Source organism: Psychrobacter sp. KCTC 72983 (assembly GCF_014280455.1).
Taxonomy (GTDB): Bacteria; Pseudomonadota; Gammaproteobacteria; order Pseudomonadales; family Moraxellaceae; genus Psychrobacter; species Psychrobacter pacificensis.
Map to the genome: position 1 here is coordinate 2764818 of NZ_CP060390.1, position 12316 is coordinate 2777133.

At 43.4% G+C, this 12316-nt stretch carries 11 protein-coding genes and 1 pseudogene; 10 read left to right on the forward strand and 2 right to left on the reverse strand.

Going from position 1 to position 12316, the window contains the following annotated elements; translation table 11 throughout:
* Positions 1 to 271 precede the first annotated feature (271 nt).
* From PSBA01_RS11810 to PSBA01_RS11830, 5 genes and pseudogenes are all read left to right on the forward strand, one after another.
* On the forward strand, positions 272 to 1399 hold the full coding sequence (locus PSBA01_RS11810; RefSeq protein WP_228724579.1) for a sulfate ABC transporter substrate-binding protein: 1128 nt from the start codon (positions 272 to 274) through the stop codon (positions 1397 to 1399).
* Between the two features lie 284 nt (positions 1400 to 1683).
* Positions 1684 to 2775: a sulfate ABC transporter substrate-binding protein gene (locus PSBA01_RS11815; protein WP_186474477.1), complete on the forward strand. Its 1092-nt coding sequence runs from the start codon at positions 1684 to 1686 to the stop codon at positions 2773 to 2775.
* Between the two features lie 227 nt (positions 2776 to 3002).
* Positions 3003 to 3887 (forward strand): sulfate ABC transporter permease subunit CysT, encoded by an 885-nt coding sequence (gene cysT / locus PSBA01_RS11820; protein WP_228724580.1) that lies wholly within the window; start codon positions 3003 to 3005, stop codon positions 3885 to 3887.
* Between the two features lies 1 nt (position 3888).
* Entirely contained in the window at positions 3889 to 4827 is a 939-nt protein-coding gene (gene cysW / locus PSBA01_RS11825; protein WP_186474479.1) for a sulfate ABC transporter permease subunit CysW, read from the forward strand.
* A gap of 97 nt (positions 4828 to 4924) precedes the next feature.
* Positions 4925 to 5644 (forward strand): annotated as a pseudogene (locus PSBA01_RS11830) (sulfate/molybdate ABC transporter ATP-binding protein); the annotation flags it as partial.
* 130 nt (positions 5645 to 5774) lie between these two features.
* On the opposite strand, the gene PSBA01_RS11835 reads toward PSBA01_RS11830, so the two are convergent.
* A complete protein-coding gene (locus tag PSBA01_RS11835; protein ID WP_075107599.1) occupies positions 5775 to 6104 on the reverse strand; it encodes an ArsR/SmtB family transcription factor in 330 nt (109 codons plus the stop codon).
* Between the two features lie 306 nt (positions 6105 to 6410).
* Here PSBA01_RS11835 and PSBA01_RS11840 point away from each other — a divergent pair, with 306 nt between their 5' ends.
* From PSBA01_RS11840 to bfr (PSBA01_RS11850), 3 genes are all read left to right on the forward strand, one after another.
* Complete coding sequence (locus PSBA01_RS11840) at positions 6411 to 6602, forward strand: (2Fe-2S)-binding protein (RefSeq protein WP_058025142.1); 192 nt, start codon at positions 6411 to 6413, stop codon at positions 6600 to 6602.
* A gap of 374 nt (positions 6603 to 6976) precedes the next feature.
* Positions 6977 to 7465, forward strand: coding sequence for a bacterioferritin (gene bfr, locus PSBA01_RS11845; protein WP_075107601.1), 489 nt, complete (start codon positions 6977 to 6979; stop codon positions 7463 to 7465).
* A 62-nt stretch (positions 7466 to 7527) separates the two neighbouring features.
* Positions 7528 to 8010, forward strand: a complete 483-nt coding sequence (gene bfr / locus PSBA01_RS11850) for a bacterioferritin (protein ID WP_186474480.1) — start codon at positions 7528 to 7530, stop codon at positions 8008 to 8010.
* Positions 8011 to 8173: 163 nt separating this feature from the next.
* Here bfr (PSBA01_RS11850) and PSBA01_RS11855 read toward each other — a convergent pair whose 3' ends face one another.
* A complete protein-coding gene (locus PSBA01_RS11855) occupies positions 8174 to 9550 on the reverse strand; it encodes a DHA2 family efflux MFS transporter permease subunit (protein ID WP_186474481.1) in 1377 nt (458 codons plus the stop codon).
* Between the two features lie 504 nt (positions 9551 to 10054).
* Here PSBA01_RS11855 and yghU point away from each other — a divergent pair.
* Together yghU and PSBA01_RS11865 are read left to right on the forward strand one after the other, a co-directional pair.
* The gene (gene yghU, locus PSBA01_RS11860; protein ID WP_093071037.1) at positions 10055 to 10894 is read left to right on the forward strand and encodes a glutathione-dependent disulfide-bond oxidoreductase; all 840 of its coding nucleotides are present in this window, start codon (positions 10055 to 10057) and stop codon (positions 10892 to 10894) included.
* A gap of 243 nt (positions 10895 to 11137) precedes the next feature.
* The gene (locus tag PSBA01_RS11865; RefSeq protein ID WP_093071040.1) at positions 11138 to 12220 is read left to right on the forward strand and encodes a DUF1176 domain-containing protein; all 1083 of its coding nucleotides are present in this window, start codon (positions 11138 to 11140) and stop codon (positions 12218 to 12220) included.
* Positions 12221 to 12316 lie beyond the last annotated feature (96 nt).

Here is a 12316-nt window from a genome sequence, read left to right on the forward strand (position 1 = left end):
AGCCTATTTAATAAGCCTGCCTGCAATGATTTACCTCACGTTCATCATAACCTCGTACGAGCACATGCTAAGTGCTTATGCCAACATTAAGACTTGATAAGCGGATTCGTCACTAAGCGTTTGCTATTTATGCTGCTAGCATAGCTTTCATCATCCGAAAACTGAAATCAACAGAGTAAAAGTTAATAGAACCAAGCTCAAATGATTGTAAGCCCTATGATGATGGTCAAAATTTTGACAACACGCTTCTACCACCTTTATCGAGAGCATCATGCAAAAAAAATTCCAAAAATTCCGCATGGCTAGCATCCAGCCAACCAATAATAAACATATAAAAGCGCGGGTACTTACCACTAGTGGCATGCTCGCAGCAGCGATCATGATGACAGGCTGTAGCCCAACCGAAGAGGCGCAAAACGAGGCAGTAAACAACGCTAATGGTGAGACGCAGGATGTCAATCTACTCAATGTCTCCTATGATGTGTCTCGCGACTTTTATAAAGACTATAATGCGCTATTTAGCACTGACTATCAAAAAGCCCATCCAAACAGCAAAGTAAATATCAATCAGTCGCATGGCGGTTCAAGCAAGCAGGCGCTCTCTGTTGCCAATGGTTTGCAAGCAGATGTGGTCACCTTTAACCAAGAGAGTGATATGAATCTATTGGTGGAAAAAGGTCTGGTCGCTTCTGACTGGCAGCAAGCACTACCCAATAATGCTGTGCCGTACACCAGCACTATGGTGCTACTGGTTCGTGCTGGCAATCCAAAAAACATTCAGGATTGGTCGGATTTAGCCCGTAACGATATCGATGTGGTCACGCCCAATCCCAAGACCAGTGGTACAGCGCGTTATGCCTTTTTGGGGGCTTACGGCTATGGCTTGCACCAATTCAAAGAAAACAGTAGCGACAACCCAGTTCAAACCAATGACTTTATCAAAAAGCTGTTGGCAAACGTGGTCACTTATGACAATGGCGCACGTGCTGCGACGACCAGTTTTACCCAGCGCGGCCTAGGTGATGTACTCATCACCACCGAAAATGAGGCGAATTTGGCCGCTCAGCAATTTGCCATGGGTCAGGTCGATATTGTCTATCCCAGTTACTCGATTACGATTGCCAACCCAGTAGCAGTCGTCACGGCAGTGACTGATAAAGCGGGCAAGACCGAAGCGGCAAGTGCCTATCTAAAAGGATTATGGGACAAGCCTGCACAAGAGCTGATGGCAAAAATGTATATGCGTCCGAGTGATGAGCAAATACTTGCCGCCCATAAGGACACATTACCTGATATTGAAACGTTTGAGCCTGTCGCCGTCTTTGGCCCATGGGCAGAGATTATGGATACTTTCTTTGTAGACGGTGGTCGTTTCGATCAGCTGGCAAGTGCTAAGTAGTTATTTAGCTATTTAGTCATTGAGTTTTGGTTTGTAGCAGGGCTTGTGTCCTCACTGGCAAGTGACGCACGTGCAATACATATCAGGCGCTTGCCAGTAGGGAATTCATCGACTAGCAAACAGCCAGTTATATATGCAAAGTATTTAAACAACTTATTGATATAATTGGTTTTGTCTACTTGTTATTCCCTTTTGGCAATAACATACGCATATTCATCATTAAACATAATAAGATGGCGCTGTTAGCATACTTGCATTACACAACTGACATCTTTGAGGTATTTATGACAGACGTAGCTCGTTATCAACAAAAGAGCAAAACCCTTAGTGCCTTGAGTATCGCAGGCGTTGCTTTGACATTGGGTCTAGCTGGCTGTAGCAACAGCGAGACGACTGAGGCGGCAGCTGATGGTGCCGCAGCGACAGAGGGACAAAATATTGAGCTACTCAATGTCTCTTATGATGTAGCACGTGACTTTTACAAAGACTACAACCCTTTGTTTGTTGAGCATTATAAAGCTGAGCATCCAGACAGCAAGATTTTAATCAAGCAGTCACATGGCGGCTCAAGCAAACAGGCATTGTCTGTGGCTAATGGTCTACAAGCCGATGTTGCCACCATGAACCAAGGCTCTGATATCGAGCTACTTGAGAAAAAAGGCTTGGTTGAGTCAGATTGGGAAAGCAAATTCCCTGACAACGCAGTGCCGTTTACCAGTACGATCGTATTTTTAGTACGTAAAGACAATCCAAAAAATATCAAAGACTGGGAAGATTTGACCAAAGACGGTGTTGAGATTGTCATGGCCAATCCAAAGGTCACAGGTAACGGTCGTTATGCATTCTTAGGCGCCTACGGTTATGGTCTACATGCTTTTAATCAAGATGAAACAAAAGCTCAAGGCTACGTCAAAGACATGCTAAAAAATGTCAAAGTCTATGAGAATGGCGGACGTGCCGCGACGACGACTTTCGTTCAGCGCGGTATCGGTGATGTCTTGGTCACTTTTGAAAACGAGGCCAACCTTGCAGCGACTGATTTTGGTGCGGGTCAAGTAGATATCGTTTATCCAAAATACTCAATCAAATCAGAAAGCCCTGTGGCAGTTGTGAAGACGGTAACAGACAAAAAAGGTACCACAGACGCGGCCAAAGCGTATCTTGACTACTTGTGGAGTGAGCCTGCTCAGCAACTAGCAGCCGATTTATACTTACGTCCTAGCGTTAAGAGCGTGCTTGACAAAAACAGTGACAAATTGCCACCTGTTGAAACTTTCCGCCCGAACGATGCCTTTGGCACATGGGATGAGATCATGAGCACTTACTTCAGCGATGGCGGTGTGTTTGATCAGTTGGCTGTTAATGCGCCGCAGTAATCGCCTGCTACGTATATAAGAACTGCTAGTGCGCTAACCACTAAAACTGGTTGAAGCAGTTAATCGTACAGTCAGTCATTAAGCACCCCATAAAGGACATGGTCTTATGCACTATGTCCTTTATATTGTAAGCCGACCAATAGTAATTTTAATAACAGTTGTGATAATAATGGTCTTACGGTGAGCACCCTCGCTAAGTACCATCAGTTAGGCAATAGGACATCACTATGAGTGCAACATCTTCTTCTGCCCGTAAACCCACCAACAAAAAAGGGTGGTTGACACGCTTGCGTCAGCGCAATGTGCTACCTGGGTTTGGTCTGAGCATGGGCATCACTGTCTTTAGTTTGTCATTACTAGTGGTGCTACCGTTTGCCATGATGGCCTATACCACAACTCAGATGGGTTGGACGGGTTTTTGGGAAACCATCACCCAGCCGCAAGTCACTGCTGCAATTAAGCTCAGCTTATGGATGTCGTTTTTGGCGATGCTGACCAATATGGTCTTTGGTACACTGGTTGCGTGGGTACTTGTCCGCTATGAGTTTTGGGGTAAGTCGTTAATTAATGCCTTGGTTGATTTGCCATTTGCACTACCAACCGCCGTTACAGGTATCTCGCTTGCGACGCTATATGCGCCTAATGGCTTGATTGGTCAATGGTTTGCCAAGTTCGATATTCAGGTCGCCTTTACGCCGATAGGTATTTGGCTGGCATTGGTTGTGGTGAGCTTTCCCTTTATCGTCCGTGCCGTACAGCCAGTACTCGCTGAGCTGTCGGTTGAGTTTGAAGAAGCCGCAGCCGTATTGGGTGCCAATCGCTTAACCACTTTTCGTAAAGTGATTTTGCCAGAACTACTGCCTGCACTACTAATGGGTGCAGGTATGATGTTTGCCCGTGCTACTGGCGAGTATGGTTCCGTTATTTTTATCGCGGGTAATATTCCGATGCAGTCTGAGATTTTGCCGCTCATCATTATCAGTAAACTTGAGCAGTTCGATGTTCAAGGTGCTTCTGCGGTTGCGCTGTTTATGCTACTTATATCGTTTGTGATTTTATTGACCATCAATATCATGCAGTGGAAACTGTCGCGCCGCGTAGGAGCTCGCTAATATGCAAATATCTAATAGCTACGACTACCAAAGCAACGCTGCGACCAAAGACACACCATGGATACGCCGTACCTTTATTGTGATCGCTGTGCTGTTTATGGTCCTAATGCTGGTGGTGCCATTATTGGCTGTGTTTTATGAGGCTTTTAAAAACGGCTGGCAGTTATATCTTGCGTCATTGGTTGACCCTGAGGCCTTACAAGCGATCAAACTGACATTGATCACAGCGGCGATTGTTTTACCGATCAACATGGTTATGGGTATTGCGATTGCGTGGTTGGTTACACGCTATCAGTTTAAAGGTAAGCAGCTGGTCACCACCTTACTTGATTTACCATTTTCCGTATCACCTGTCGTTGCCGGTTTGATGTTTGTGCTGCTATTCGGAATGAACTCTACGATTGGTGGCTGGCTTGAAAGTATGGGTTTTCAAGTCATCTATGCGGTGCCTGGTATTATTCTGGCGACGCTATTTGTGACCTTTCCGTTTGTGGCACGTGAGCTGATACCATTGATGCAGACCCAAGGCGACTCTGAAGAGCAAGCCGCATTAACCTTGGGTGCGACTGGCTGGCAGACTTTTTGGCATGTGACATTGCCTAATATTAAATGGGCGCTGCTGTATGGTTTGATTTTGACCAATGCACGTGCGATGGGCGAGTTTGGTGCGGTCAGTGTGGTATCTGGTCACATTCGCGGTGAGACCAATACCATGCCGCTATTGGTTGAGATTGCCTATAATGATTATAACTTTACCGCTGCATTTGCCTTATCGAGCTTACTTGCCGCACTTGCCTTAGTGACGCTACTGATTCAGCAAGTCATGACCAAAATACAAGAGCGAAAATTTGCTAAGTCTGAACGTTTGGCGTCTGCCCCTGAGCTACCAGTGAGTGCCAATGCGACGACGTCAACGGCTGAGAGTGCTAGTAAGCTATAAGTTGTTTGGGTAAGTATTCAGGATTGTTCAATCATATTGACACAGTCGTTAAGACATCAGTCTCAATACGACAAAAGATATTATAAGAGATACCATTATGAGCATTGAGATTCGCAACGTTAATAAAAAATTTGGTGACTTTACGGCTTTAGACAATATCAATATTACTGTGCCAACTGGCAAGCTGACGACCTTGCTAGGTCCATCAGGCTGCGGTAAGACCACATTGCTACGTATCATTGCGGGTCTGGAATATGCCGACTCTGGACAGGTACTGTTTGATGAGATGGATGTCACCAATACGCCAGTACAAAAGCGTCATATTGGCTTTATGTTTCAGCATTACGCGTTGTTCCGTCATAAGAACATCGCAGATAACGTTGCCTTTGGATTGACGTTACTACCAAAGAATGAGCGTCCTAGCAAAGCGGATATCGATAAGCGCGTGGCAGAGCTGTTAGATCTGGTACAGCTCCCACAAGTTGCCAATGCGTATCCGCACCAACTATCAGGTGGTCAGCGTCAGCGTATTGCGCTAGCACGGGCACTTGCGGTCAAGCCAAAGCTGCTATTGCTGGATGAGCCATTTGGTGCGTTAGATGCCAAAGTACGTAAAGAGCTGCGCACTTGGCTAAAGAATATCCACCACGAGCTTGGTATCACAAGTATCATGGTGACCCATGATCAAGAAGAAGCCCGCGCCGTCTCTGACGAGATCGTCGTCATGAATCAAGGTCGAGTAGAGCAGGTAGGAACGTCAGAGGAGCTGATACACCAGCCAGCCAATGCCTTCATCAGCGACTTCTTAGATTTGGCTTAGCGGCTCAGCTTTTATCTCACTGTCATTCATAACTGATGAGCCAAAAAAAATCCTACTTAGGTAGGATTTTTTTTGGCTTGTTGAATCATACAGAATGCAATTAACTACACTTGTCTATCTATAACATTTAAGCAAGTCTCGATTCATCTTTATCTGAATCACTTGGAGAGAGTTGATCATAAGTGATATTCAAGATGTCTTGACACCATTCTGGTAAGTCATCAGCGACTTCATACCACATCCATGTACCATCACGTACACAGCTTAAGATACCCAGTTTTTTCAAATGGTTCAAATGACGCGATATCGTTGGTTGCGGTTGATCAAGCATGTCTACCAAATCACCCACGCAACGTGCTTCTTTTTTAAAAAGAATTTGAAATATTTTTAGACGTGTCGGATCAGATAAGACTTTAAATAGATCAATAGGTCGTATCGTAAAATTATTATCAGACATAGAAAAATTCCAGTGGGCTTCGTTTATAGGGGTTCAATATACCAGCAGTTATCTAGAAAATCGATTAAAAAATAATCAAAATTACAGTTCATCGTGAATTTACTACCTTTCACAATATTCGGTTACCTGGACGCTTATATCCACTCATATAGATGAATGGTGCGAAATACAACTGTACCATCACGACCAAAAAAGTTCCGAATGTTATTGAAAATGATAACAATTATCGTTATTATACTGCATGTAATCAGCGTGATGCTAAGCAAGTAGTCGCTATCAAATAGTGGTAATCAGAGGAGCCAATCCATGTACGTATGTATCTGTAATAACGTCAAAGAAAAGCAAATCCAAGCAGCCATTGCTTCTGGTGTAGATACCCTTGATGGTCTAAAAGACACTCTCGACGTTGCCACTTGCTGTGGATGCTGTGAGCCTATGGTCAATGATTACTTAGACGAACATCACGCAGCACTCGATGTCTTAGCGTATGCAGTATAACTACTTTCAGCTTAGTCGATCTTATCTCTAATCCAACCAAATATATTCAATATATTGCATCTATTCTTTTATTATACATAAGGAGTAGGTAGCAGGCGTCCATATAACCTCATCGATACGCCAACATCACTGCTATCAATATGTATCAAGTATCGTAACTGACAACTGTAGCTAATTACAATTCTCAATTAGCATCTTATTCTTAGTTCACAACATTACATGCCACGTGACGACTGTATGCTACTATATCTGTCTAAGATTGTAAGACGTTTTATTGATTTGACCCTTTACTGATCAGTTTACGTATTTAGGTATCTTTATATATAAAAATGTGAATATATAGATCGGCAAAAACATATAGAGGAGTGTACATTATGATAGGCAGTCAAAAAGTCATTGATTATTTGAATTTCTTGTTAGGGGGCGAGCTGGCTGCACGTGACCAGTATTTTATTCACTCAGAGATGTATGCTGAATGGCATTATGGCAAATTGTACGATCGTATCCATCATGAAATGGAAGACGAAACACTACATGCACAAGCAATTATTCGTCGCATTCTCATGCTGAGTGGTACGCCAAAAATGACGGTTGATACGATCAATATCGGCAGCACTGTCCCTGAGATGTTGCAAATTGATCTTGATTTAGAATATAAAGTACAAAAACATCTAAAAGAAGGCATTGCGCTTTGTGAAGCAGAGCACGACTATGTCACACGTGAGATGCTTGTTGAGCAGCTAAAAGATACTGAAGAAGACCATGCGCATTGGCTTGAACAACAGTTACGCTTAATTGACATGATTGGTCTGCCTAATTATCTACAGACCCAGATGGCTGAAGTCACTCCTAATCTTGTTTGATATCATCATAGATACGAATAAAAACTATAGTATTTAATATAAATAAGAAAGGGAGAGAGATTATGAAAGGGGATAAAGAGGTCATTCGTGCATTAAACAAGGTACTTGGTCAATCATTAATTGCGATTAACCAGTATTTCTTGCACGCGCGTATCGTCCGTCATTGGGGCTTAGAAGCGCTTAACGACTCACTTTATAAGCAGTCTATCGCTGAGATGAAATGGTCAGATGATTTGATTGCGCGTATCTTGCTGTTAGGTGGTTTACCTAACTTACAGGAATTGGGTAAGGTATTGGTCGGCGAGGATGTGCCAGAAGTTATTGATTGCAACTTGCGTTTAGAAAAACAAAAATTCAGTATCATTACGGATGCGATTACCCTATGCGAGACAAAGTCTGACTATGTCTCTCGCCAGCTGTTGGTCACGTTAAAGGATGGCAATGAAGAATACCAGGATTGGCTAGAGACGCAAGAAGATTTGATCGAAAGTATGGGTGCAGAACGCTATATTCAATCACAAATCAGTGATGATAACGAGCCATAAATAATTTGTCTTAATTAGCATTCGTCTCAATCAGCAATGAAACAAACTTGCCAGCGTGTGATTGGTTTTTAATCAAAATACACGCTGGCTTTTTACGTTTAGAAACCACTAAAAGCTTATATGCGGCAATCAGCAATCAGCTCTTAAGTGTTTACCGAGGTAGTTAGTACAAACCACGCCCATCTTCTGGTTTTAACCGTAAAAAACCCAGCCCTGAGAGAATAGTAAAGCCGCCCAGTATCCAATAAGTAACCTGAAAAGCAAGTAAGGTATCTACTTGAAACCGCTCACGTAACAAGTTGAGCAGTGCGGCACCAAAGGCAATACCCAATCCGATTGCCATTTGCTGATTGACGGCCATTAAGCTGTTGCCACTACTGGTCTGTGCCCCTTGTAGATCGCCGATAGTGATGGTATTCATGGCACTGAACTGGATTGAGTTACAAACACCAATCACAATCAGCACCGGAATCATCCATGGCCACTGCGCTGCATCTGAGAAAAGTCCCAGTACAATGATCAGTAAACCCAAAATAAGGGTGTTGTATACCAATACCACGCGATAGCTGTAACGCTGAATAATTTTGCTGACAAAGGGTTTTATTCCAAGTGCACCAACTGCAATGGGTGCTAATAACCAGCCTGCCTGCGAAGGCGTGTATTCAAACACGACTTGTAATAGTAATGGTAATAAAAAAGGCACGGCACTGATGCCAATACGCGTGGATAGATTGCCAGTAATACCAATACGAAAAGTGGGCACATTAAAGAGTGTCAAAGAAAATAGCGGCGCAACATGGCGTTTGGCATGCCATACATAGGCCAGTAAAAAACCAATCGATGCGGCAGCTAGCAATAGCGCATTGTAACCGTGACCCACTTTTGAACCCATCTCAACTGCCAAGGTTAAGGCGCACGCACCCAATGCAAACAGCCCAAAACCGACCCAGTCTAAAGACTGCTTATCCCCAAACAGCGCAGGTATGAGTTTTTTGCCAATGACAAACCCCACCACGCCCATTGGAATATTGATCAAAAATATCCAGTGCCAGCTGGCATATTGGACCAAATACCCGCCAAGCAAGGGTCCAACTAGCGGCGCGACCAAGGCAGGAATCACTGCAAAATTCATTACCGTCAATAACTGATTACGCGGGTAGGACTTTACTAAAATCAAACGCCCAACTGGGGTCATCATAGCGCCGCCAATACCTTGTATCACCCGTGATGCGACCAAAAAATTTAAAGTAGAGGCCATCGCGCACAGCAGTGAGCCGATGCAAAATATCACAATAGCAGAGAGAAAAACGCGGCGCGTACCGTATTTGTCTGCCAAAAACCCACTAATTGGAATAAAAATTGCCAAGGTCAATGCATAGCTGATAACGGCCCACTGCATTTTTAACGGTGACTCATCTAATGCCAAGGCCATCTGCGGCAGTGCGGTGTTCAGGATAGTGGCATCCAGAATTTGCATGAATAGCGCCACTGCTAACACATAGGGTAGGTATTTATTTTGAGCTGGGGTGAGCGTCAGCATGTCAATCCCATTGGATATCTTATTATAAAATCGTGAGGTTCGCGTCTTTACGAACAGATTGCGCGATATAAGTTGAGTAGTATAAGAAAGCTTAGAGGGTAATTAAAGTGCCTCAAGGTAACGAAGCATTATGGCGGGCTTGGGTCATTGAGTGGTATGTCATTAATCACAGTAAAATCGTAACATTGATTACAAGAGAAGACTTTAATATCAGCAGAGGTTATCGTTATAGTAAAGCCTAGCTAATAAATAGCATGGTAATTAATAGAGAAATTAGCATGGCTATAGTGAATTCAGTATAAAAACGATACAGTGGGACTGGGATAAATTTTTCGCAGCATCGAGCAGCCTAGGCACAGCACGCAAGGAAAATTTAGACCAGTCCCACCTTGATATATAATGTATCTGTTTTATTTAGGATTGACTATATCAAGAAAAACAGTACTAAGATAAGTAAAAGCTAATATAACCAAAAATAATGGCAATAATAACTAAGGATATTTTATGAGTAATGCATCAACCAGTGACACACAAAACGATAAATATGTACCGCCTAAAGTTTGGACACAAGACAAAGACAACGGCGGTAAGTTCGCAAGCATCAATCGCCCAACCTCTGGCGCTCGTTATGATAAAGAGCTACCAGTAGGCGATGCTCCGCTACAGCTATACTCACTGAACACACCCAATGGTGTTAAAGTTAATATCTTATTAGAAGAGCTGGCAGAGCTTGGTATTAGCGGTGCTGAGTACGATGCTTATAAAATTGATATCTCGCAAGGTGAACAGTTTGGCTCAGGGTTTGTAGCGATTAACCCTAACTCAAAAATTCCAGCGTTGGTCGATCATTCTGCTGGTACCGCTGGCGAGCCGATTGCTCTTTTTGAGTCGGGCGCTATCTTGATGTATCTGGCAGAAAAATTTGATAGATTCCTACCTTTATCGCTAGGAAAAGCGAGAGCAGACTGTCTGTCGTGGGTGATGTGGCAAATGGGTAGTGCGCCTTTTTTAGGTGGCGGCTTCGGACATTTCTATGCCTATGCACCAGAGCCGTTAGAATATCCAATTAATCGTTACACCATGGAGACTAAACGTCAGCTTGATGTATTAGATACCCATCTAAAAGACAGTGAGTATTTATGCGGTAATGATGAAGCTGATTATAATATTGCCGATATGATTATTTGGGCATGGTATGGACAGTTGGTACTCGGTAAGCTATATGATGCGGCAGAGTTTTTGCAAGTACAAGACTACAAACACATACAGCGCTGGGCGAAAAAAATTGCTGAGAGACCTGCCGTCAAGCGTGCTGTGGAGCTAGAGTTAAAACCAATCGATTAATTATTAGCACGAGCATCATTTAATTATTTTCAATGACATTTAGGCTGGTAAGTTTAAGTTACGCACTTATCGGCTTATTTTTATTATATTTAAAATAATAAATATAAAATTGATGACCACTTTCTTTTGTATTTACATAATGGTACATTAGAACAACAGATAGAAACATTAAAGCGTTAAGATAACCGCTTATCACCGTGACAGACAGGTGTTTATACTTATTTGATTGATGAGTAATGGATTATGAAACACAATAATAAAATGCGCTTACCTATGCTTGCAGCAGTTAGTATGGCTTTGTTTGGTACAGCGAGTATGGTGAACGCCAAAACTGAGTTTACCAGCCAAGATTGGCAGGTGGTCTGTGATAATACCCGTACTTGTCGGATAGCAGGCTATCAAGCAGAAAATAATAGTGAATTTCCTGTCTCTGTCTTATTGACCCGCCGTGCAGGGGCAAACGCCGCTGTAGATGGCAAAGTCAAGCTTGGTGGTACCAAAGACAGCTCCTCTAAAGCCTTAATGCAATTAGGTAACCGTCACCGGATATCACTATTTATTAACGATCGAAATTATGGTGAAACCAAGCCGTATTCTGCAGCCGCAGGCAGTGCTGAGCTAACCCAAGCGCAAGTTACCGCCTTAGTTAGCGCCCTTCAGCGATCAAGCAAAATCACATTCGCATTACGTAACTCGCGCTGGCAACTCTCAGACAGAGGAGCTAGTGCGGTCATGTTAAAGGCCGATGATGTCCAAGGACGCGTGGGTACGCCAAGTGCGCTGATGAACCATGATAATGCGACCAAATCTAATAGTAATGTCTTACCCCCTAAAGCAGTACCTGTACTACGTTTTGTAGAGCCTAGTGGTAAGTCTGCTGCTAGCGATAAAAAGTTTGTCATGAGATCCTCTCAATTGGCCTCATTGATGAAAGGAACGATGAAAGATGCCGATGCTGACTGCCCAAATCTATCAGACAAGTCACCTTGGCGTGTCAGTCGCCTAAATGATTCACAGCTGCTCGCACAGCATGATTGTTGGACAGCTGCTTACAATGTGGGTAGTGGGGTGTGGGTGATCAATGATAGCAAACCTTACAAGCCGACATTGGTCACGACTAGCGCCACCAATTACGACAAAGGTAAGCTTAGCTCAGTACAAAAAGGTCGCGGTATTGGCGACTGTATGAGTCAAGTCGATTGGGTGTGGACGGGCCGCGCGTTTGAGAAAAGCCATGAAAGCACCACTGGACTGTGCCGTCTTATTGAAGCGGGCGGGGCATGGCAGCTGCCGACTTATGTCACGGATGTTAAAGTAGTCAAATAATCACCGATTTTTTGTTGAATGAGACGTTTAGCATGCTCAATAGAGGACTTATTCGGGCTATTTACTTAGTAATTGAATAAATGGCTACACATAATT

Bases quoted from the DNA above. Each gene is read 5' to 3' on its own strand.
- PSBA01_RS11810 (WP_228724579.1), top strand. From the start codon at position 272: ATGCAAAAAAAATTCCAAAAATTCCGCATGGCTAGCATCCAGCCAACC.
- PSBA01_RS11815 (WP_186474477.1), top strand. From the start codon at position 1,684: ATGACAGACGTAGCTCGTTATCAACAAAAGAGCAAAACCCTTAGTGCC.
- cysT (WP_228724580.1), top strand. From the start codon at position 3,003: ATGAGTGCAACATCTTCTTCTGCCCGTAAACCCACCAACAAAAAAGGG.
- cysW (WP_186474479.1), top strand. From the start codon at position 3,889: ATGCAAATATCTAATAGCTACGACTACCAAAGCAACGCTGCGACCAAA.
- PSBA01_RS11835 (WP_075107599.1), bottom strand. From the start codon at position 6,104: ATGTCTGATAATAATTTTACGATACGACCTATTGATCTATTTAAAGTC.
- PSBA01_RS11840 (WP_058025142.1), top strand. From the start codon at position 6,411: ATGTACGTATGTATCTGTAATAACGTCAAAGAAAAGCAAATCCAAGCA.
- bfr (WP_075107601.1), top strand. From the start codon at position 6,977: ATGATAGGCAGTCAAAAAGTCATTGATTATTTGAATTTCTTGTTAGGG.
- bfr (WP_186474480.1), top strand. From the start codon at position 7,528: ATGAAAGGGGATAAAGAGGTCATTCGTGCATTAAACAAGGTACTTGGT.
- PSBA01_RS11855 (WP_186474481.1), bottom strand. From the start codon at position 9,550: ATGCTGACGCTCACCCCAGCTCAAAATAAATACCTACCCTATGTGTTA.
- yghU (WP_093071037.1), top strand. From the start codon at position 10,055: ATGAGTAATGCATCAACCAGTGACACACAAAACGATAAATATGTACCG.
- PSBA01_RS11865 (WP_093071040.1), top strand. From the start codon at position 11,138: ATGAAACACAATAATAAAATGCGCTTACCTATGCTTGCAGCAGTTAGT.